We start from the raw sequence: 18626 nt of genomic DNA, 5'->3' as shown, positions 1-18626 counted from the left end.
CGGCGGCCGTGGCCGCGCCGCCGTTCCGCGGCGCGGCGCGCGGAGCGCCCGCCGGGGCCGGGGCGCCCGGTCGCGGGGAGGATGGTGGTCCGGTCTTCGCTGTTCACCTGCGCACGCTTCCTGTATTCGGGCCGTCGGGTCCGCCGGGAGGGTCCGGCGGACGGGTGCCGACACCTGGGAGACCGGCGGGCGGTGACCGGATAACAGAAAAGTGCGAACTGATTTCCGAACGCGGGGTGGCGCGGTGGAGGCGCGGCGTCCGCGTGGGCGGACCGGACGCCGCTCAGGCGCCGGCCGGGGGCATGTCGTAGGTGACGAACCCGGTGCGGGTGGCGACCTGGTCGTACTTGCCGCGGGCCCGGTAGTTGGTCTCCGAGGTGATCCAGCGCACGGCGTTCCACCCGCGCTCGGCGGCGATCGCGCGCAGCCGGGTCAGCAGGAGGTCGACGGCGCCGGTGCCCCGGGCGGCGGGCGCCACGTACAGGTCGTCGAGGAACCCGGCGACCGCGCCGTGCAGCGGGCGGACGAAGGGCCGGTAGTGGGCGAACCCGACCGGGGTGCCGTCGGCGTCGCGGACCAGCAGAGCGTCCAGTTCGTGGGCCGGGTCGGTGAGCCAGGACCAGACCAGCTCGGCCTTCTCGTCGGGGATCGGCACCCGGTAGAAGGCGCAGTAGCCGCGGAACAGCTCGCGCCAGGCGGGGAAGTCGGCGCCGGTGGGCACCTCGACGCGGAAACGGGCGGCGGCGGTCGGCGCGGCGGCGGTCGGCGCGGCGGCGGTCGGCGCGGCGGCGGTCGGCGCGGCGGTGTCCTGGGTCATACGGGGGCTCCCGTCGGTGGGTGGGGTGGCCGGATGCGCGCCAGCATGACGGCCCGTCGGCTCCGTGCCGATCGACGGTGCGGCCAAGAACGCCCCGCTTCCACGCCGATCCGGCAGCCGGTGCCATGTCCGGGCCGGCCCGACCGGCCCGGCGCTCACGGGTGCCCGACGCGCGCCGGCCGCCCCGATCGCCGATCCTGAACACCCCGCCCGCCCTCCCGAGGAGGCCCGCGATGCCGCTCCACCGCCTGGCCCTCACCTCGCGCGCCGCGGCGGCCGAGCCCGGCCGCCGGGCCAAGACCGGGCTGCTCGCCGACTGCCTGCGCGAGCTCGGCCCGGACGAGGCGCCGGCGGCGGTCGCGCTGCTGTCCGGCGAGTCGCAGCGGCTGCGCACCGGCATCGGCCCGGCCGCCCTGCGCGACCTGCCGCCGCCCGCCGCCGACCCTCGGCTGGGGGTGCGCGAGACCGAGCGGGCGCTGGAGGAGATCGCCGCCGTGCACGGGGCGGGCGCCCTGGCGGAGCGGCGCCGGCTGCTGACCGGCCTCTTCGGGCGGGCCACCGGCACCGAGCAGGCGTTCCTGCGCGCCGTGCTGGTCGGCGACCTGCGCCAGGGAGCGCTGGACGCGGTGGTCGCGGACGCGGTCGCGCAGGCCGCCGGGGTGCCGGCGGCGGCGGTGCGCCGGGCGCTGATGTTCCGCGGCTCGGCCCGGGCGGTCGCCGCGGCCGCGCTGGCCGGCGGCGAGCCGGGCCTGGCCGCGTTCCGGCTGGAGGTGGGCCGGCCGGTGCGGCCGATGCTGGCGGCCTCGGCGCCGGACGTCGGCACGGCGCTGGACCGTTTCGCCGTCCCGGCGGCGCTGGAGTGGAAGCTGGACGGCATCCGGGTGCAGGTGCACCGGGACGGCCGGGACGTCGGCGTCTTCACCCGGTCGCTGGACGACATCACCGCCCGGGTGCCCGAGGTGGTGGAGGCGGCGCTGGAGCTGCCGGTGCGCTCGGCGGTGCTGGACGGCGAGGCGATCGCGCTCGGGCCGGACGGCCGGCCGCGGCCGTTCCAGGAGACCGCCGCCCGCACGGCGGCCCGCCGGGACCCGGACCGGCTGCGGGCCGAGGTCCCGCTCAGCGCGTACTTCTTCGACCTGCTGCACCGGGACGGCGAGGACCTGGTGGACCGCCCGGGCCGGGAGCGCTGGGCCGCGCTCGCCGGGGCCGTCCCGGCCGGACTGCGGGTGGCGCGCACCGAGACCGGCGACCGGGACGCGGCGCTGGCGTTCTTCCGGGCCGCCCTCGCCCGCGGCCACGAGGGCGTGCTGGTGAAGGACCCGGCGGCCGGCTACCGGGCCGGACGGCGCGGCGCCGGGTGGGTCAAGGTGAAGCCGCGGCACACCCTGGACCTGGTGGTGCTGGCCGCCGAGTGGGGCAGCGGGCGCCGGCACGGCTTCCTCAGCAATCTGCACCTGGGCGCGCGGGCCGCCGGTGAGCCGGGGCTCGGCCCGTGGGTGATGCTGGGCAAGACCTTCAAGGGGCTCACCGACGAGATGCTCGCCTGGCAGACCGGGGCGCTGCTGGAGCGCGAGGTGGAGCGGGACGCCTGGACCGTCCGGGTGCGGCCGGAGCTGGTGGTGGAGATCGCCTTCGACGGGGTCCAGCGCAGCCCGCGCTATCCGGCGGGGCTGGCGCTGCGGTTCGCCCGGGTGGTGCGCCACCGGCCCGACAAGAGCGCGGCGGAGGCGGACACCGTCGCCGCCGTCCGGGAGATCGCCGCCGCCGCGGGAATCGGGCGGGACCCCGGCCCGAGCCCCGTCCCCGGACCCGTCGAAGAGCCAGGGCAACAGGGATGACGGGTCATCAAACTCCTTTTATCGCAAAATCGTTCACGACCAGAGGCATATCGGCCATTCTTCGCGAGGTGGCCGTTCACTCTTCGTGTGCGACGGGTGGCGGGGATAGCTTGACCATGACAGCGGAGGGCGGCCCGGCCCGGGCGGACCGGTGCCCCACCACGGAGAGGTGTCCGACATGCAGGTGAACGTCGACCGGGACCGCTGCTGCAGCTCCGGCCAGTGCGTCATGACGGCGCCCGAGGTCTTCGAGCAGGACGATCTCGACGGCCTGGTGACCGTCCTGCGGCCCGTCGTCCCGGCGTCCCTCCGCGGCGACGTTCGCCTCGCCGCCGACCTCTGCCCGGGCGGCGCGATCGCCGTCACCGAGGCCGACGGAGCCGGCACCGCCGTCTGACGGCCGCCCGGACCGCACGCCCCCTCCCGCCGTCTCCCACCGCCTGCCACGGGCCTCACCTGTCACGCGAGGAGACCACCTTGAGCATGTCCACCGTTCCCGTCACCCCGATCCCGGCCCGGTACGAAACGGCCTGCCCGTTCGCGCCGCCGCCCGCGTACACCGAGGCCGCGAGCACCGGTCCGGTCGGCCGCGCGGAACTCCCCGACGGCAGCCCCTGCTGGCTGGTCACCGGGTACCCGGAGGTCCGCACGGTGCTCTCGGACCGCCGGTTCAGCGCCGACGCCCGCCGGCCCGGCTTCCCGTTCCTCACCGAGGGGCGGCGCAAGATCGTCGCCGCCAACCCGTCCTTCCTGCGTCTGGACGACCCCGAGCACGCGCGGCTGCGCCGCATGGTCACCGGGGACTTCCTGGTCAAGCGGGTGGAGGCGATGCGCCCCGGCATCCGGCGGATCGTGGACGAGGCGCTCGACCGGATGACGGCCGGGGGCGGCCCGGCCGACCTGGTCGCCGAGTTCGCGCTGCCGGTGCCCTCGCTGGTGATCTGCCTGCTGCTCGGCGTCCCGTACGAGGACCGGGAGGCGTTCCAGGCGAACAGCCGGCTGCTGCTCGCCACCGACGCCGACGACCGGGACATCGCCCGGGCCCAGGAGGAGCTGCTCGACTACCTGACCCGGCTCGCCGAGCGGAAGCGCGCCCGGCCCGGCGAGGACACCCTGAGCCGGCTGGCGATGCGCGACGACCTCACCCTGCGCGAGATCGCCTCGACCGGGGTGCTGCTGCTGGTCGCCGGGCACGAGACCACCGCCAACATGATCGGGCTCTCCACCGCGCTGCTGCTGCGCCACCCCGAGCAGGCCGCCCGGCTCGCTGACCCCGCGACGGTGCCCGGGGCGGTGGAGGAGCTGCTGCGGGTGCTGACCATCCTGCACACCGGGGTGCCGCGGCTGGCGGTGGAGGACGTCGAGCTGGGCGGCACCCTGATCCGCGCCGGGGACGGTGTGATCGCCATGCTGTCGACGGCCAACCGGGACGACGGGCTGTTCGGCGCCGAGGGCCACCTCGGCGTGGCCGAGGTCGACCTCGGCAGGGAGGCGCGCCGGCACCTCGCCTTCGGCTTCGGGGTGCACCAGTGTCTGGGGCAGCCGCTGGCCCGGGCCGAGCTGCAGATCGCCCTGGCCACGCTGTTCCGGCGGCTGCCGGGGCTGCGGCTGGCGGTGCCGGAGGAGGCGCTGGAGTTCCGCCCGGAGGCGCTGATCTACGGGCTGAAGTCGTTGCCGGTCACCTGGTGAGACGCCCGGGCCGGCGGGGGCGGAGCGGACCGCCTGACCGGCCCGGTTGGCCCTTGCCGGGGCGCGGAGGCAGGCTTGAGGGGCGAGACAGAGCACCGGCCCGGCGGCCGCCCGACGCCACGGCGTAGCGCGGCGGTCCCGGTCGCCCCGCCGGCCGAGGAGACGGAGCCCGCGATGACCGACATGAGCGCACGCTCCGAGGTGAGCACCGAGCGGGAGGAGGACGTCCGCGCGGCCGACCCCGAGGAGGGCATCACCTCGATGCAGAACCAGCACGCACAGGACACCTCGCAGGCCGAGGGCGAGCCCCTGGAGGAGCCGGGGGCGGGCGGCTGAGGCGCCCGGACCGTTCCGACCGACGAGTTGCCACCAGCGAATGGCCACAAGGCCGCCCGGCCCCCGGGCGGCCTTCGCGACCGCCGGTGTCGCTGCCCCAGCGGCGGCGGACCGGCGGGGGAGGATGGGCGCATGACCGAACAGCAGCAGGGCACGGCAGGACAGGGACCGGGCCCGGCGGGCGGGCCGGGCGGGACGGTGGAGCGGGCGCAGCCCCCGCTCGACCCCCGGGCCTCGTGGGCCACCTGGACCACCCAGTCGATCATCAGCGGGCCCGGCGGGGTGACCACCGTCGAGGTCGGCCCGATCTCGGGCGACCTCACCGTGCACACCACCTGGGTGGACGGCGAGGCGCGGCTCACGGTGCAGTACACCGGGGCGCTGGACTGGTACTCGGTGGCGGGCAGCCCCGTTCCGGCGGTCGACGAGACCACGGCGCGGGCCGTCCACCAGGCGATGGTGAACGCGGTCAAGGCGGGGCGGGGCGCCGGGGCCCCGCAGGCCCCGGGCGGCTGACCCGGCCCTCGGCCCCCGGGGGCGGCCGGCCACGCCCGGTGGCCGGTCCCCGGCGGTCAGTCGCCGTGATTCTCCCCGCGCGGGCCCGGGGCGGCGGCCGCCCAGTACCCCGGGTCGGCCGGCGGGCGTCCGCGCAGGTCGGTGCGGACCTCGCGGGCCACCCTGCGGGTGTCGCGCAGATTGACCGTGGCGCCGATGCCCGCACCGACCAGCAGCGGGGTCAGCGACGGCAGCCGGCGCAGCGAGCTGCGGGTGAGCCGGCGGCGCACCTGCTGGCGGACCTCGCTGCCGAGCGCCATCGCGGCCAGACCGGCCGGTTTGGCGAGCAGCGTGGGGTCGATGCCCCGGCGGTTGGCCCAGGCGCCGACGTACGCGCCGGCCTTCTGGGCGGCGGTCCCCTGGACGGGGAAGCCGTAGACCTCGTGCAGCTCGGCGATCAGCTTGATCTCGACGGCGGCGACGGCGATCGTCTCGGCGGCGATCTCCACCGGCATCGCGGGCGGCACCGGGAGCATCGCGGCGGCTCCGACCCCGGCGCCGAGCGCGCTGGAGGCCCGGCCCGCGCCGGTGACCAGCAGGTCGGCGAGCTTCTCCGGGTCGGCGGCGCCGGGGTGCTGGGAGCGCAGCGTGGCGAGGCTGCGGACGGGGATGCGCGGGGCGGTCTGGAGCAGCTGCTCGGTGAGGGCCCGGCCGCCGTACGCGGCGCCCTTGGCGGCGGCCCGGCTTCCGGAGCCGAGCCGGCGGGCTATGGCGGCGACCAGCCGGGCGCCGCGCCGCCGGCCGCGCTCCGTGCCCGCCCGGTACTCGGCCAGCCCGCCGGGGCCGCCCTCGGCGGGCGCGCCGGGCTCACCGGGTGCGGCGGGTTCGAGTTCCTCGACCAGGCCGGCCAGCTCGTCGGCGAGGCGGTCCGGGGTGGGCTCGGGCTGCTCGGGGCGTCCCGGTTTCCTGAAGATGGCCATGGTGTGGCCGTACCCGGCGGGGCGGCGGAACACGCCCCGGGGGTGTCGCGGTCCTGCGACAGGACGACGACGGCCGTGTCCCGGGGCCCGTTCGGCCCTCGGCCGGGGCCGGGCGGTTCAGTCGGTGATCTCCACGCCCCGCCAGAACGCCACCCGGCCGCGGATCTGCTCGGCCGCGGGGTCGGGGTCCGCGTAGTACCAGGCCGCGTCCGGGTTGGTCGCGCCGTCGACGTGCAGCGAGTAGTACTCGGCGGTGCCCTTCCATCCGCAGACGGTGGTGGTGTCGGACGGGCGCAGGTACTCGGTGCGCACGGAGTCGGCCGGAAAGTAGTGGTTGCCCTCGACGACGACGGTGTCCTCGCTCTCGGCGACGACGGTGCCCTGCCAGCGCGCTGTGGTCATACCGGGAGTCTGCCCCACGGGGCCGGGCGCTGTCAGCAGGGCGTCAGGGCAGCGGCTGGGCGTGCACCGGGCAGTGCGGGGTCTGGTGTCCGCCGCTGGCGAGCATCCGGACCTCCCCCGCCTCGCTGATCTCGGCCCGGACGATGCCGCTGGCGTCCTCGTACACCGGGTGTCCGCCGGGCCCGGTGGCGCTGGTCCGCTCGACCACGACCACGTCCTGCGGGGCCTGGGTGCCGGGAGTGCCCGGGAAGGTGAGTGCGTAACGGGTGACGGGGCTCATCACCGACCTCCTGGTCCCTGTGCGACGCGCTCGGACCCCCGCCGGCGCTCCCGGCGGGTCCCGCGCACGCGGTCCTCCCTCAGGCGGTGGCCCGGGTCGGACGGGCGGAGGCGCCGCGGACCTCCAGCTCGGCGAGCAGTCGTGCGGTGGCCTCGGTGACGGCGTCCACGGCCCGGTCGAAGGCCTCACGGTTGTGCGCGGCCGGCGCCCGGAACCCGGACACCTTCCGCACGTACTGCAGCGCGGCCGCGTGGTAGTCCTCCTCGGTGGCGTCGGGCGTCACGGGCGGTCTCAGCGTCTTGATACTGCGGCACATGACCCCAGTCTCGCGCGCGGACGCCCGGGTGGCGACCCCCGTCCGTCACCGGACCGACTTACGCACCACACGGGCACGTCATCCGATCGGATTAGGATTTCGGACGAACAATCCCGACTCCTCCTGTTCCTTTTTCCGGGAGTACCCCCTTGCCTCTCGCGCTGGTCGCCCTGGCCGTCACCGCGTTCGCCATCGGAACCACCGAGTTCGCCGCCATGGGGCTGCTCCCCCAGGTGGCGGACGGTCTGGACGTCTCGATCCCGCAGGCCGGCTGGCTGATCTCGGCCTACGCGCTCGGTGTGGTGATCGGGGCGCCGCTGCTCACCGCGCTCGCCGCCGGGCGGCCCCGGAAGGCGGTGCTGGTCGCGCTGGCCGGCTTCTTCGCCTTCGGCAACCTGCTCTGCGCGCTGGCCCCCGACTTCTGGACGCTGGCCGCCGCCCGGCTGGTCACCGGACTGCCGCACGGGGCGTTCTTCGGTGCCGGGGCGGTGGCGGCGGCCGAACTGGTGGCCCCGGACAGGCGGGCCCGGGCGGTCGCCGTGATGTTCTCCGGCCTGACCCTGGCCAATGTCGTCGGAGTGCCGGCCGCGACCCTGCTCGGCCAGCACCTGGGGTGGCGGGCGACCATGCTGGTGGTGGTCGCGATCGGCGCGGCGGGGACGGTGGCGATCGCCCGGCTCGTCCCGGCGCTGCCCTCCCCCGCGCAGGCGGGCCTGCGGCACGAGCTGGGCGCCTTCCGCAGCGGCCAGCTCTGGCTGGCGCTGGCCACGGTGGTCTTCGGCTGCGGCGGCTTCTTCGCCTGCTACTCGTACATCACCCCGCTGCTGACCGAGGTCTCCGGATACGCCACCGGCTCGGTGACCCTGGTGCTGGCGCTGTTCGGGGTGGGGATGACGATCGGCAACCTGCTCGGCGGGTACGCGGCCGACCGCGCGCTGCGGCCGACGGTGTGCGCCGCCTTCGTCCTGCTCGCCGGCGTGCTGGCGCTGTTCGCGGTGACCGCGCGCGCCGAGTGGTCGGCGGCGGTGACGGTGGTGCTGGTCGGGATGTTCGGGTTCGCGATCGTGCCGGCCGTGCAGACGCTGGTGATGCGCGAGGCGCGGGGCGCGCCGACGCTGGCCTCGGCGACGGTGCAGGGCGCGTTCAACCTGGCCAACGCCCAGGGCGCGTTCTTCGGCGGGCTGGCGCTGGACGCGGGGCTGGGCTGGACCTCGCCGCCGCTGGTCGGCTCCGGCCTGGCGGCCTCGGGGGCGGTGATCGCGGTGGCCGCCTGGGCCGCCGCCCGGCGGCGCCCGGCCGCGACGGCGGTCGTGGTCGCCGCGGGCGGCGCCGGGGCCCGGGTGCCGGGGCCCGCGCCGGCCCCGGACGACCGGAGCGGCGCGCCGGCCCGCCCGGCCCGCTGAGGGCGGGCGCGGTCAGGCGGGCTCGGCCGGCGGCAGCGGGCGGAGCCCGCGGTGGCCGTCGGCCAGGAGCCGGTAGCCCTCGGCGTTGAAGGTGATGCCGGCCCGCTCCTCCTCGGTCAGCGCGCGGCGGACCTTGGCCGGCACCCCGGCGACCAGCGAACCGGGCGGGACCCGCATGCCCTGCGGCACCACGGCGCCCGCGGCGACCAGCGAGCCCGCGCCGATCCGGGCGCCGTTGAGCACCGTGGCGTTCATCCCGACCAGGACGTCGTCCTCGATCAGGCAGCCGTGCAGCACGGCGTTGTGGCCGACCGAGACCCGCTCCCCCATCACCAGCGGGAAGCCGAGATCGGCGTGCAGGGTGCAGTTGTCCTGGACGTTGCTGTCCGCACCGACCGTGATCGCCTCGGCGTCCCCGCGCAGCACCGCGCCGTACCAGACGCTCGCCCCGGCGCCCACCGTCACGCTGCCCACCACCACCGCGTTCGGCGCGACGAAGGCGCCCGGGTCGACGGCGGGCACCCGGCCCCCGACCTCGGCGATCAGCGGCTCTGCCATCTCTCGTCCTCCTCGTGCCGACGGCCCTTCAGGTGCGGGCCATGATGGCATCCGCGCTCCGCCGGTCCGGGGCCGGGTGGCCCGCAGTCAGCCGGTGCAGGTCCCGGCGCTCTGCAGCTTCTCGTAGGCCTCCCTGGTCTCCGGCGGGGTCGAGATGCCCTGGGCGTTCATCGAGACCGCGAGCTGCCGGCGGAGGTCGGCGCTGGTGTACAGGACGGTGTTGTAGCCGGGGATGCCGCCGGTGTGGCCCCAGAGCACGCCGCAGTCCGTGGTCGCCCGCTCCAGGCCGAGGCCGTAGCGGTTCCCGCTCTGCGGGGTGGCGGTCATCATCTCGGCGAGCTGCGGGCGGGGCAGCAGCCGGCCGCCGATCAGGGCCGTGATGAAGGTGTTGAGGTCGGCCGTGGTCGAGATCCCGGCGCCGGACGCGCCCGCCATGCTCGGGTCCAGCTCGGTGACGTCCACCGGGCCGGTGGGCAGGTCGTAGTAGCCGTGCGCGTGCGGGCCGGGGACGGCCGTCCCGTGGTCGGGCATGAAGGTGCCGGTCAGGTGCAGCGGGCGGACGACGCGCCGCTCCACCTCCTGCTGCCAGCTGCGGCCGGTGGCCCGCTCGATGATCAGGCCGACCAGGACGTAGTTGGTGTTGGAGTAGTGGAAGCCCTGGCCGGGCGCGAAGTACGCCGGGTGGGCGTTGGCCAGCGCGACGAGCTGCTGCGGCGTCCAGCGGGTGTAGCGGCCGGACTCCAGCCACTGCTCGATGACGCCGGGCCGGTTGACGTCGAAGGCGTCGTCCTCGGTGTAGTTGAACACCCCGCTGGTGTGGCCGAGCAGCTGGCGCAGGGTGATCTCCGCGCCGTTCGGCACCGCGCCCGGCAGCAGGCGCTCCACCGGGTCGTCCAGGCCGAGCCGCCCCTCGGCGACCAGCTGGAGGGCGACGGTGGCGACGAAGGTCTTGGTCACGCTGCCGATCCGGAACCGGCCGTCCGGGGAGGCCGGGGCACCGGTGGTGCGGTCGGCGACGCCGGAGGCGCCCTTCCACAGGGTGCGGCCGTGGTCGCCGACCCGGGCCAGCGCGGCGGAGACGCCGCCGGAGTCGGTCATGCCGCGCAGCGAGGCGTTCAGGGCCCCGGTGTCGACGCCCTTCCACGGCCCGCGCCCGGCGGCGTCCGGCGCCGGCGCGTCCTGCGTGCTGGTCACCGTGACCACCCCGATCGGTTCCGCCGTGCCGAGGGCGCCGGCCGCCGGGGCCGTCACGCCCACCAGTCCCGCGCCCGCGAGCGCGAGTGCGACGAGGCGCGCGGCCGGGCGGCGCCGCCGACGCCCCCTGCCCCCGCCGCTCCCCCGGTCCGTCCCGTCCGTGTGCTCCGCCACGCTCATGCGCTCTCCCGTGTCCGTCCGACGGGTGCCCACAACACCCCTGTTGATATCGGCACTTGACACTCTGACAGGCGGTGGCGCGGAGGTCCTCAGCCCCGGGAGCGACCTTCGCGCGGCGGGTCGCTCCCCCTCAGGGAGGGGCCGCCCCCGAGGCCCGCTCCGGGCCAACCCCGAGAGCCGCTCGGGGGTGGCCCGGGCCGGGGCCGGTCAGGCGACCGGCGCCTTGACCCGCAGGACCTCGATGAACGCCCGCAGCCACGCCGGGTGGTCGGGCCAGGCGCGGGCCGAGACGACCACGCCGTCCACCACCGCCTCGCCGTCCACGTAGGTGGCGCCCGCCGCCCGCACATCCGGCTCCAGCGCCGGGTAGGCGGCGCTGGTGCGCCCGGCGAGCACCCCGGCGGCGGCCGGCACCAGCGGGCCGTGGCAGATCTGGGCGACCGGCTTCTCGCCCTCGTAGAAGTGCCGGACGATCCGCTGCACCTCGGGGTCGTTGCGCAGGTACTCGGGGGCGCGCCCGCCGGGGATCACCAGGGCCACGTAGTCGGCCGGGTCGACGTCGGCGAACGCCACGTCGGCCGGCCAGGTGTAGCCCGGCTTCTCGGTGTAGGTGTCGAACCCCTCGACGAAGTCGTGCACCACGAACTGGAGCCGCTTCTTCGCCGGCGCCGCGACGTCGACCTGATAGCCCTCCTCGCGCAGCCGCTGGTACGGGTAGAACACCTCCAGCGACTCCGCGGCGTCCCCGGTGACGAGCAGGATCTTCGATGTCATCGCCGACATCCCTCCGAAGTGATCGACCGTCGAAGCAGTAGCCGTCCCGGGTCGGAGCCCTCCGGCGCGGGACCGCACCAACCTCCCGCACCCGGTGTCCCCACGCAACGGCGCGCACCGCCGGGGCACGGCGCGCTTCCCCGGGCGCACGCCCCCGGACCGGTCGTGGGCGAGGGCCGCGAAACCCGGGTGCGGCGGTCCGCACGGCTCTGGGACCATGCGGGGATGTCCCAGCGTCTCGAATCCATGATCGTCCGGCACACCTTCCGCCTGCCCACCCCCGACGGTCCGGCCGGGAACGGCGAGGCCGCGGCCCGTCAGTTCGACGCCGCGCTGATGTCCGTGGGCTTCAAGCTCTCGGCCGAGGCGCTGGAACGGCTGTCGGGGCTCAGCGCGCAGACCGTCCGCGAGACGGCCGTCCGCACCCTGGCCACCGTGCGCGAGCTGGCCGGCGACCACGTCCGGCACAACGCCTACTTCATCGACTTCCCGGCCAACGTGCCGGACACCGTGCACTTCTGGATGCGGTGCATCACCGAGGCGCTCGCCGACGACGACACCGGCGAGCGCACCCTCGCCCAGCTCGACGCCGGCGTGGTCGACCTGCTGACGCTGCCCCGCTACGGCCGCTACCAGCACACGTACGCCGAACTGCTCGCCGCCCACGACGAGCTGATCGCCGCCGCCGGCGACCGGATGACCGTCCTGCACGCCGGTGGCGCGCTGGAGGAGGAGGTCACCGCCCTGTACCTGGCGCTGGCGGGCAGCGTCACCCCGCTGGGCGAGGAGGCCCTGCGCGACCTCGGCGAACTCGCCGGGCACCGCGTGCACGGGCCGCAGCCCGGGGCGATCCCGGTCCGGGAGAACCGCGCCGTCGTCAACCGGGCCCGCCTCCACGCCGGAGCCGACCTCCTGCTGGACACCGTCACCGACGTGCTCCGCCTCGCCTGCGCGCTGTCGGAGGGGGACGTCACGCTCGCGCAGCCGACCCGGTTCCGCCCGTTCCCCCGGCCGGTGCGCCGGGCTCTGCTCGCCGGGCTGGACGCGGTGGTCGCCGCGGCCCCCGCCAAGCTCGGCGACGTCGGCGCGCACCGCGAGATGTTCAAGCGCCTCGGCGAGCGGCTCCACCCGCACGAGTACCCGCGCTGGCCGCACGCCGCCGAGGTGTTCGCGGTCGCCCGGGGCGAGCGGGAGGCCCGGTCCTTCGACGGCCGCGTCGAGGAGGCGCTCGGCGCGGACGACGTCGGCGCGGCGGTGCGGCTGCTGGCCGCCGCCCCGGGCAAGCTGTTCCGCGCGCTCGACCGGCTGCTGCGCGCCTGCGCCACCGCGGAGCAGCGCGAGGCCGTGGTGGCCGCCGCCGAGGCGGCGGCCGGGCAGGTGGCCGGGCGCCTGCTGCTGTCGGTCCGCGAACACCTGCACAACCGCCGCACCGAGGGGGCCGGGGAGCGCCGGGTCTTCGTCAACCGGGCCGGCCGCGGCCGGGTCGTCGCCGACACCCGGCCACCGCTGCCGCCCGCCGAGCACGCGCGCCTGATCGCCGCGCTGGACGCCGAGGTGAGCCGCCGTCTCCCGGATCCGGGGCACCTGCTGATCGACCCGGCCGTCCTCGACGTCGCCCTGCCGCTCAGCGGCAACGCGACGTCCGCGGGCCTGGGCGTGCTGCCCCGCGGCTCGCTCTGCCCGGTCGACGGCGAGCTGCTGCGCTTCTTCATGTACTGGAAGCAGCGCGAGCGGCGCACCGACCTCGACCTGACGGCGCTGATGCTGGACGAGTCGTACGAGACCGTCTCCTGGCTCTCGTACACCTCGCTCACCGAGATCGGCGGCGAGCACTCCGGAGACGTCACCGAAGCGCCCGAGGGCGCGTCGGAGTTCATCAACCTGCGGCTGGACGCGGTGCGGGGCGCGTTCGTCGTGCCGCAGGTCGACGTCTACGCGGGCGAGGACTTCGAGGAGGTCGAGGAGTCGTTCTTCGGCTTCATGCTGCGGGACGGCGAGCAGGCGGGGCGGCCCTTCGAGCCGCGCACCGTGCGGATGAAGTCGGACCTGCGCGGCCCGGGACGGGTCGCCCTGCCGCTGGCGTTCCTGCGCGGGGCCGACGGCCGCTGGCGCGCCAAGTGGCTGCACCTGCACCTCGTCGGCATGCCCGCCGCCAACCGGGTCGAGGAGAACCAGCTGTCGGTCGCGACGCTGCTGCGCGGCGTCGTCGAACGCGACTACCTCACGGTCCGCCACCTCACCGACCTGATGGGGCAGCGGGCCGCCTCCGTCACCCTGTGGGACGGCGCGGCGGTCCCCGCCGGACCCGTGACCTACATCGGCCTGGAGCGCCCGGAGGGGCTCCACCCGGACTCCCGGGTCGTCACCCCCGGAAATCTGCGCGACCTGGTCCCGGCCTGACTGGTAGCGTGAGCCCCGGCGAGGCCATGAAGGGGCTTCCTTCTCACTCCTTATTGAATCCAGCCCCTTCGCTCTCCTCGCCGTCGACCCAACGCCGGGGTGCGGTTTCCGCGCCCCGGCGTCGTCGTGTCCGTGACTTCCCCGGAGGGACCCCGCCCCGATGTCCGACCGCACCACCTTCCTCGTTCTGCCCGGCTACCAGAACTCCGGGCCGGCGCACTGGCAGAGCCGCTGGGAGGCCGCCGACCCGGCGGCGTTCGTGCGGGTGCGGCAGGACGACTGGGACCACCCGGACCCGGACTCCTGGGTGGCCCGGGTGGACGAGGCGGTCGCCGCGGCGGCGGCCGAGGGGCCCGTGGTGCTGGTGGCGCACAGCCTCGGCTGCGTGACGATCGCCCGCTGGGCGGCCGGCGCGCCGGCCGGGCGGACGGCCGCCGTGCGGGGCGCGCTGCTGGTCGCGCCCGCCGACGTCGACCACGCGGACGTGCCCGAGCTGCTGGGCTTCCGCCCGGTGGCGCTGGCCGCCCTGCCGTTCCCGGCCACCGTGGTCTCCAGCACCGACGACCCGTGGGTCACCCCGGAGCGCGCCCGGCGGTTCGCCGAGGCCTGGGGCGCGCGCTACGTCGAGCCCGGCGCCTTCGGGCACCTCAACTCCGACTCCGGGCTGGGCGACTGGCCGCTCGGGCGGGAACTGCTCGCCGCGCTCTGAACGGGCGGGACGGAGGGCGGCGATGGCCCGGAGCATCCCAGGATCCGGGGATGGGACGGCGCCCGCCCCTCGGGACAGACTGGGCGCAGGCCGACCGGCGCGGACCAGCGATCGCGCCGGCCGGCCTCCCGAGCGGTCCGTCCCCCGGACCGACGGCCGGCCGCGGTGCGTGACCGCGGCCGGCCCGCCCGCGGCCGGGCACCGCGGTGTCCGCGCACCCCCGTGTCCGGGCACTCCCGCACGCGGGCGTCCGGGCGCGGGCGGACGGCGGTACGGCGGATGGTGACGCGGCGGACGGCGGGTGCGGGAACTTCTCCCGCAGTTCGCCCGCCGGCCACCCGGCGGGGCGCCGCTGCTCCTAGTCTGCGGGCGGCACCCACACCGCGACGCCATCAGTGCGAGCTAGGAGCATCCATGACGTACCGTCCGTCCGACGGCAGCACCCCGGCGCAGTCCGCCGACGCCACCGCGTCCTCCCGCCGGACCTTCCTGCGGGCCACCGGTGCGGCCGGGCTCGGCGCGGCGGCCCTCGCGGCCGGTGCCGGCGAGGCCTTCGCCGCCCCCGCCGGGGACCAGCCGGGCGACGAGCAGTACGGTGCCGCCGACGAGCGCGGCGTCGCCGCGGGCCGCCCGGCCGGCACCCGCCCGCCGGTGCGCACCGGCACCGGCCTGGACCGCCTGCCGCACCCGCTGATCGTCGGCCACCGCGGTGCCCCCGGTTACCGCCCCGAGCACACCCTGGGCTCCTACGACCTGGCGCTGCAGCTGGGCGCGGACGTCATCGAGCCGGACCTCGTCCCGACCAAGGACGGCCACCTGGTGGTCCGCCACGAGAACAACATCACGGACACCACGGACGTCGCCGACCACAAGGAGTTCGCGGACCGCCGCACCACCAGGACCATCGACGGCGCGGCGCAGACCGGCTGGTTCACCGAGGACTTCACGCTCGCCGAGCTGCGCACCCTGCGCGCCAAGGAGCGGCTGCCGCAGCAGCGCCAGCGCAACACCCTCTACGACGGCCGCTGGGCCGTGCCGACCTTCCGCGAGGTGGCCGACTTCGCCCGCAAGCGCGGCCGCGAGCTGGGCCGGGACGTCTGGGTCTACCCCGAGACCAAGCACCCGAGCTACTTCCGCTCGATCGGCCTTCCGCTGGAGGAGCGCCTCGCCGACGACCTGCGCCGCACCGGCCTGGCCGGGCGGAACGGCAGGGCGATCCTGCAGTCCTTCGAGCCGAGCAGCCTGCAGCGGCTCGCCAAGCTGGTCGACAACCCGAAGGTCTTCCTGCTCAGCGGCCCGACCAGCCGGCCGTACGACTTCGTGCTGTCCGGCGACACGCGCACGGTGGCCGACCTGGTGAAGCCCGAGGGCCTGCGCTGGATCGCCTCCTTCGCGCACGGCCTCGGCCCGACCACCACGCTGATCGCGCCCGTCGACGCGACCGGCAAGCTGCTGCCGCCGACCACCCTGGTCAGGGACGCGCACGCGGCGGGCCTGCTGCTGCACCCGTACACGGTGCGCAACGAGAACGCCTTCCTGCCGCTGGACTTCCGCCGGGGCACCGACCCGAACGCGTACGGCGACGCGATCGGCTGGGCGAAGTACCTCTACGAGCTCGGGGTGGACGGCTTCTTCACCGACCAGGCGGACAGCAGCGTGCTGGCCCGCCAGGACTTCTGGGCCGCCAAGGGCGTGCACTGACGCCTGACGCCAGGCGCCCGAACGGCACCGCGCCCCGGAACGTCGCCGGACGTTCCGGGGCGCGGTGCCGTTCGGAGGCGGGGCGCTCAGCCCTGCTCCTGCTGGTCCGAGTGCTGCTCCGTGTGCTGCTCCTCGGGCTGTTCCGCCCGGCCCTGCTGCTCCTGCTGCTCCTGCGGCTGCTGGTCCTGCTGAACCGGCTGCTCCTGCCGCTGGGTCGGCTGGGCGGGCCTGGTGTTCGGGTTGGGGGTGCGCGACGGCCGGCCGGACCCCTGGGGCCGTCCCGGCCAGGTCGCGACGTCGCTCGGCGAGCCGCCGGGCGAGCCGCTGCCCGAGCCCGGGCTCGCCGAGGGGTCGCGCTTGGGCGCCGGGTTGGGGATGTAGACGGTGTCGAACTCCTTCTCCGGCATGCCCCGGACGGCGTCGTTCATCGCCATCTGCCAGATCGGTCCGGGGCCGGTGGCGCCGAAGACCTCGTCGAACCACTTGCCGCCGATCCGGATGTTCTTCATCGGCACACCGCCGGCCGGGCCGCCCAGCCAGACCGAGGCGGCGAGGTTACCGGTGTAGCCGCTGAACCAGGCCGACTTCTTCTCGTCGGAGGTACCGGTCTTGCCGGCGATCTGGCGGTCGTCGTCCAGACCGAGGTCACGGCCGGTTCCGCCCTTCTCGGTCACGCCGAGCAGCACGGTGTTGATGACGTCGGCGGTGTTCTCGGAGAAGACCCGCTCGCACTTGCCGGGGCTGACCGCGACCTCCTTGCCGTCCATCGTGGTGATGCCGCTGATCGCGACCGGGGTGCAGTAGGTGCCGCGGTTGGCGAAGGTGGCGTAGACGTTCGCCATGACCAGCGGGCTCACCTCCTGGGTGCCCAGGCCCAGGGCGGGCAGCTCCTCCAGCGGCTTTCCGCTCGCCTTGGTCAGCACGCCGAGCTTGTTGGCCATCTGCTTGACGGCGCAGAGGCCGATCTCCTGCTCCATCTGCACGAAGTAGGTGTTGACCGAGAGCGCCATCGCCTCCTTGAGCTCGTACGGGCCGACCTCGCCCGCCGACTCGTTGGGGATGGCGCCGCCCTTCCTTCCCTTCTCCAGGTTCTTCCAGGTGCCGTCGCAGGTGCTCATCGTCGGCCAGTCCATCTTGTTCGGCGAGGGGTAGGACTGGGTGGAGGTGAGCCCCGCCTCCAGTCCGGCGGCGGCCACGATCGGCTTGAAGTTGGAGCCCGGCTGGAAGCCGTTGCCGCCGCCCATCGCCGCGTCCACGTTGTAGTTGACGACGGTCTGCCGCTTGCCCGGGTCGATCCCGTAGGGGCGGGTCTGGGCCATCGCGAGGATCTTGCCGGTGCCCGGCTCCACCATCGTCATCGCCGCCGACACGTCGTCGGTGACCTTGACCTTCGCGGTCACCGCCCTGAGCGCGGCCGCCTGCTTCACCGGGTCCAGGGTGGTGTGGATCAGCAGGCCGCCCATGTCCCAGAGCTTCTTGCGCTCGGCGGCGGTCTTGCCGAAGACCGGGTCCTGCTTGATCACGTGCTTGACGTAGTCGCAGAAGAAGCCCATGCCCGCGTCGGCGGTGATGCAGCCGTTCTGCGGTGCCTGGTAGCGCAGCACGACCGGCCCGGTCTTGGCCTCCTTGGCCTGCTCCGGGGTGAGGTGCTTGTTCTCCACCATCTTGTCGAGCACGACGTCGCGGCGCTTGCGCGAGGCCTCGGGGTGGGCCTTGGGGTCGAACTGGGAGGGGTTCTGCACCAGGCCGGCCAGGGTGGCCGCCTCGGCGATGGTGAGGTCCTTGGTGTTCTTGCTGAAGTAGCGCTGGGCCGCCGCCTGTATCCCGTAGGCCTGCTGGCCGTAGTAGGTGATGTTCAGGTAGTTGGTGAGGATCTGCTCCTTGGTCAGCTCCTCCTCCAGCTTGATGGCGTACTTCAGCTCCTGCACCTTGCGGCCGAGGGTCTTGCGCTGGGCCTCCCGGACGGCCGCCACGTCGTCGCCGGCCTTCTCGACGTTGACGTTCTTCACGTACTGCTGCGTCAGGGTCGAGGCGCCCTGCACGGCGGTGCCGCTCTCGGCGTTCTTGGTGATCGCGCGCAGCACGCCCTTGAGGTCGACGGCGCCGTGCTCGTAGAAGCGCGCGTCCTCGATGTCCACCTGGGCCTGGCGTATCAGCGGGCCCATCTCCTCGGCGGTGATCACCCGTCGGTCGCGCTCGTACACCTTGGCTATCTGCTGGCCCTTGGCGTCGAATATCCAGCTGGCCTGGGTCAGCGGCGGGGTCTTCAGGTCGTCAGGGATGGTGTCGAACTCCTCGACGCCGCTCTTCATCCCGAGCCCGAGCGCGCCGGCGGCCGGCAGGGCGATGCCCGCGAGCAGTACACCCGCGAGAGTGCTGTAGCCGAGGAACTTCACGCCGTGACCGAGCAGGCCGAGCGGGGTCTCGCGGCGCCGGGGGCGCGGCACCCAGGTGTCGTGGGGCTCCGAGGAGGGCGTGCGGCGGCTTCTCCGTGACATAGTCGGAACACTACGTCCACGAAAACCGCCCGTGGGGCCGGTGTTGGCCAACCTTT

At 75.2% G+C, this 18626-nt stretch carries 18 protein-coding genes; 9 read left to right on the top strand and 9 right to left on the bottom strand.

The features are described 5' to 3' along the window. Nucleotides 1-283: 283 nt before the first annotated feature. Nucleotides 284-817 carry a GNAT family N-acetyltransferase gene (locus ABT093_RS34110; RefSeq protein ID WP_350570960.1) on the bottom strand — a complete coding sequence of 178 codons (534 nt, stop codon included), beginning with the start codon at nucleotides 815-817 and terminating at the stop codon, nucleotides 284-286. A gap of 233 nt (nucleotides 818-1050) precedes the next feature. Between ABT093_RS34110 and ABT093_RS34105 the strand changes: the two genes are divergently transcribed. The 5 genes from ABT093_RS34105 (at nucleotide 1051) to ABT093_RS34085 (ending at nucleotide 5196) form a co-directional block, all read left to right on the top strand. Beyond that, entirely contained in the window at nucleotides 1051-2655 is a 1605-nt protein-coding gene (locus ABT093_RS34105) for an ATP-dependent DNA ligase (protein WP_350570959.1), read from the top strand. Nucleotides 2656-2833: 178 nt separating this feature from the next. Beyond that, nucleotides 2834-3052 (top strand): ferredoxin, encoded by a 219-nt coding sequence (locus ABT093_RS34100; protein WP_350570966.1) that lies wholly within the window; start codon nucleotides 2834-2836, stop codon nucleotides 3050-3052. Nucleotides 3053-3138: 86 nt separating this feature from the next. After that, on the top strand, nucleotides 3139-4344 hold the full coding sequence (locus ABT093_RS34095; RefSeq protein ID WP_350570957.1) for a cytochrome P450: 1206 nt from the start codon (nucleotides 3139-3141) through the stop codon (nucleotides 4342-4344). A gap of 174 nt (nucleotides 4345-4518) precedes the next feature. Next, complete coding sequence (locus ABT093_RS34090) at nucleotides 4519-4680, top strand: hypothetical protein (RefSeq protein WP_350570955.1); 162 nt, start codon at nucleotides 4519-4521, stop codon at nucleotides 4678-4680. Between the two features lie 198 nt (nucleotides 4681-4878). Beyond that, the gene (locus ABT093_RS34085) at nucleotides 4879-5196 is read left to right on the top strand and encodes a hypothetical protein (protein ID WP_350570965.1); all 318 of its coding nucleotides are present in this window, start codon (nucleotides 4879-4881) and stop codon (nucleotides 5194-5196) included. A gap of 56 nt (nucleotides 5197-5252) precedes the next feature. Here the strand turns inward: ABT093_RS34085 and ABT093_RS34080 are convergent, their stop codons facing one another. The 4 genes from ABT093_RS34080 to ABT093_RS34065 all read right to left on the bottom strand — a co-directional run bounded on the left by ABT093_RS34080 (nucleotide 5253) and on the right by ABT093_RS34065 (nucleotide 7153). Beyond that, nucleotides 5253-6155, bottom strand: a complete 903-nt coding sequence (locus ABT093_RS34080; protein WP_350570953.1) for a hypothetical protein — start codon at nucleotides 6153-6155, stop codon at nucleotides 5253-5255. A gap of 117 nt (nucleotides 6156-6272) precedes the next feature. Further along, complete coding sequence (locus ABT093_RS34075; protein ID WP_350570951.1) at nucleotides 6273-6557, bottom strand: DUF427 domain-containing protein; 285 nt, start codon at nucleotides 6555-6557, stop codon at nucleotides 6273-6275. 43 nt (nucleotides 6558-6600) lie between these two features. Next, nucleotides 6601-6837: a DUF6296 family protein gene (locus ABT093_RS34070; protein WP_350570950.1), complete on the bottom strand. Its 237-nt coding sequence runs from the start codon at nucleotides 6835-6837 to the stop codon at nucleotides 6601-6603. 79 nt (nucleotides 6838-6916) lie between these two features. Further along, a complete protein-coding gene (locus ABT093_RS34065) occupies nucleotides 6917-7153 on the bottom strand; it encodes a DUF2277 domain-containing protein (RefSeq protein WP_350570949.1) in 237 nt (78 codons plus the stop codon). 149 nt (nucleotides 7154-7302) lie between these two features. Here ABT093_RS34065 and ABT093_RS34060 point away from each other — a divergent pair, with 149 nt between their 5' ends. Beyond that, the gene (locus ABT093_RS34060; protein WP_350570947.1) at nucleotides 7303-8556 is read left to right on the top strand and encodes an MFS transporter; all 1254 of its coding nucleotides are present in this window, start codon (nucleotides 7303-7305) and stop codon (nucleotides 8554-8556) included. Between the two features lie 12 nt (nucleotides 8557-8568). On the opposite strand, the gene ABT093_RS34055 is transcribed toward ABT093_RS34060, so the two are convergent. The 3 genes from ABT093_RS34055 to ABT093_RS34045 form a co-directional block, all read right to left on the bottom strand. Continuing rightward, the gene (locus ABT093_RS34055; RefSeq protein ID WP_350570945.1) at nucleotides 8569-9114 is read right to left on the bottom strand and encodes a gamma carbonic anhydrase family protein; all 546 of its coding nucleotides are present in this window, start codon (nucleotides 9112-9114) and stop codon (nucleotides 8569-8571) included. 87 nt (nucleotides 9115-9201) lie between these two features. Continuing rightward, on the bottom strand, nucleotides 9202-10488 hold the full coding sequence (locus ABT093_RS34050; RefSeq protein WP_350570942.1) for a serine hydrolase domain-containing protein: 1287 nt from the start codon (nucleotides 10486-10488) through the stop codon (nucleotides 9202-9204). Between the two features lie 207 nt (nucleotides 10489-10695). Next, nucleotides 10696-11262 carry a DJ-1/PfpI family protein gene (locus tag ABT093_RS34045; protein WP_350570940.1) on the bottom strand — a complete coding sequence of 189 codons (567 nt, stop codon included), beginning with the start codon at nucleotides 11260-11262 and terminating at the stop codon, nucleotides 10696-10698. 225 nt (nucleotides 11263-11487) lie between these two features. On the opposite strand from ABT093_RS34045, the gene ABT093_RS34040 reads away from it, so the two are divergent. The 3 genes from ABT093_RS34040 to ABT093_RS34030 all read left to right on the top strand — a co-directional run bounded on the left by ABT093_RS34040 (nucleotide 11488) and on the right by ABT093_RS34030 (nucleotide 16072). After that, nucleotides 11488-13662 (top strand): TerD family protein, encoded by a 2175-nt coding sequence (locus ABT093_RS34040; protein ID WP_350570939.1) that lies wholly within the window; start codon nucleotides 11488-11490, stop codon nucleotides 13660-13662. Between the two features lie 160 nt (nucleotides 13663-13822). Further along, complete coding sequence (locus ABT093_RS34035; protein WP_350570937.1) at nucleotides 13823-14371, top strand: RBBP9/YdeN family alpha/beta hydrolase; 549 nt, start codon at nucleotides 13823-13825, stop codon at nucleotides 14369-14371. A 414-nt stretch (nucleotides 14372-14785) separates the two neighbouring features. Further along, nucleotides 14786-16072: a glycerophosphodiester phosphodiesterase gene (locus ABT093_RS34030; protein WP_350570935.1), complete on the top strand. Its 1287-nt coding sequence runs from the start codon at nucleotides 14786-14788 to the stop codon at nucleotides 16070-16072. Nucleotides 16073-16158: 86 nt separating this feature from the next. On the opposite strand, the gene ABT093_RS34025 is transcribed toward ABT093_RS34030, so the two are convergent. Beyond that, nucleotides 16159-18570 carry a transglycosylase domain-containing protein gene (locus tag ABT093_RS34025; RefSeq protein ID WP_350570933.1) on the bottom strand — a complete coding sequence of 804 codons (2412 nt, stop codon included), beginning with the start codon at nucleotides 18568-18570 and terminating at the stop codon, nucleotides 16159-16161. Nucleotides 18571-18626 lie beyond the last annotated feature (56 nt).

Source organism: Kitasatospora sp. NPDC002551, from assembly GCF_040296005.1.
Lineage (GTDB): Bacteria > Actinomycetota > Actinomycetes > Streptomycetales > Streptomycetaceae > Kitasatospora.
The sequence above is the reverse complement of the archived record's forward strand: the minus strand, read 5'-3'. Positions and strand labels throughout refer to the sequence as shown.

Excerpts from the sequence above, each read along its gene's own strand:
- ABT093_RS34110 (WP_350570960.1), bottom strand. The coding sequence starts at position 817 with ATGACCCAGGACACCGCCGCGCCGACCGCCGCCGCGCCGACCGCCGCC.
- ABT093_RS34105 (WP_350570959.1), top strand. The coding sequence starts at position 1,051 with ATGCCGCTCCACCGCCTGGCCCTCACCTCGCGCGCCGCGGCGGCCGAG.
- ABT093_RS34100 (WP_350570966.1), top strand. The coding sequence starts at position 2,834 with ATGCAGGTGAACGTCGACCGGGACCGCTGCTGCAGCTCCGGCCAGTGC.
- ABT093_RS34095 (WP_350570957.1), top strand. The coding sequence starts at position 3,139 with ATGTCCACCGTTCCCGTCACCCCGATCCCGGCCCGGTACGAAACGGCC.
- ABT093_RS34090 (WP_350570955.1), top strand. The coding sequence starts at position 4,519 with ATGACCGACATGAGCGCACGCTCCGAGGTGAGCACCGAGCGGGAGGAG.
- ABT093_RS34080 (WP_350570953.1), bottom strand. The coding sequence starts at position 6,155 with ATGGCCATCTTCAGGAAACCGGGACGCCCCGAGCAGCCCGAGCCCACC.
- ABT093_RS34075 (WP_350570951.1), bottom strand. The coding sequence starts at position 6,557 with ATGACCACAGCGCGCTGGCAGGGCACCGTCGTCGCCGAGAGCGAGGAC.
- ABT093_RS34070 (WP_350570950.1), bottom strand. The coding sequence starts at position 6,837 with ATGAGCCCCGTCACCCGTTACGCACTCACCTTCCCGGGCACTCCCGGC.
- ABT093_RS34065 (WP_350570949.1), bottom strand. The coding sequence starts at position 7,153 with ATGTGCCGCAGTATCAAGACGCTGAGACCGCCCGTGACGCCCGACGCC.
- ABT093_RS34055 (WP_350570945.1), bottom strand. The coding sequence starts at position 9,114 with ATGGCAGAGCCGCTGATCGCCGAGGTCGGGGGCCGGGTGCCCGCCGTC.
- ABT093_RS34050 (WP_350570942.1), bottom strand. The coding sequence starts at position 10,488 with ATGAGCGTGGCGGAGCACACGGACGGGACGGACCGGGGGAGCGGCGGG.
- ABT093_RS34045 (WP_350570940.1), bottom strand. The coding sequence starts at position 11,262 with ATGACATCGAAGATCCTGCTCGTCACCGGGGACGCCGCGGAGTCGCTG.
- ABT093_RS34040 (WP_350570939.1), top strand. The coding sequence starts at position 11,488 with ATGTCCCAGCGTCTCGAATCCATGATCGTCCGGCACACCTTCCGCCTG.
- ABT093_RS34035 (WP_350570937.1), top strand. The coding sequence starts at position 13,823 with ATGTCCGACCGCACCACCTTCCTCGTTCTGCCCGGCTACCAGAACTCC.
- ABT093_RS34030 (WP_350570935.1), top strand. The coding sequence starts at position 14,786 with ATGACGTACCGTCCGTCCGACGGCAGCACCCCGGCGCAGTCCGCCGAC.
- ABT093_RS34025 (WP_350570933.1), bottom strand. The coding sequence starts at position 18,570 with ATGTCACGGAGAAGCCGCCGCACGCCCTCCTCGGAGCCCCACGACACC.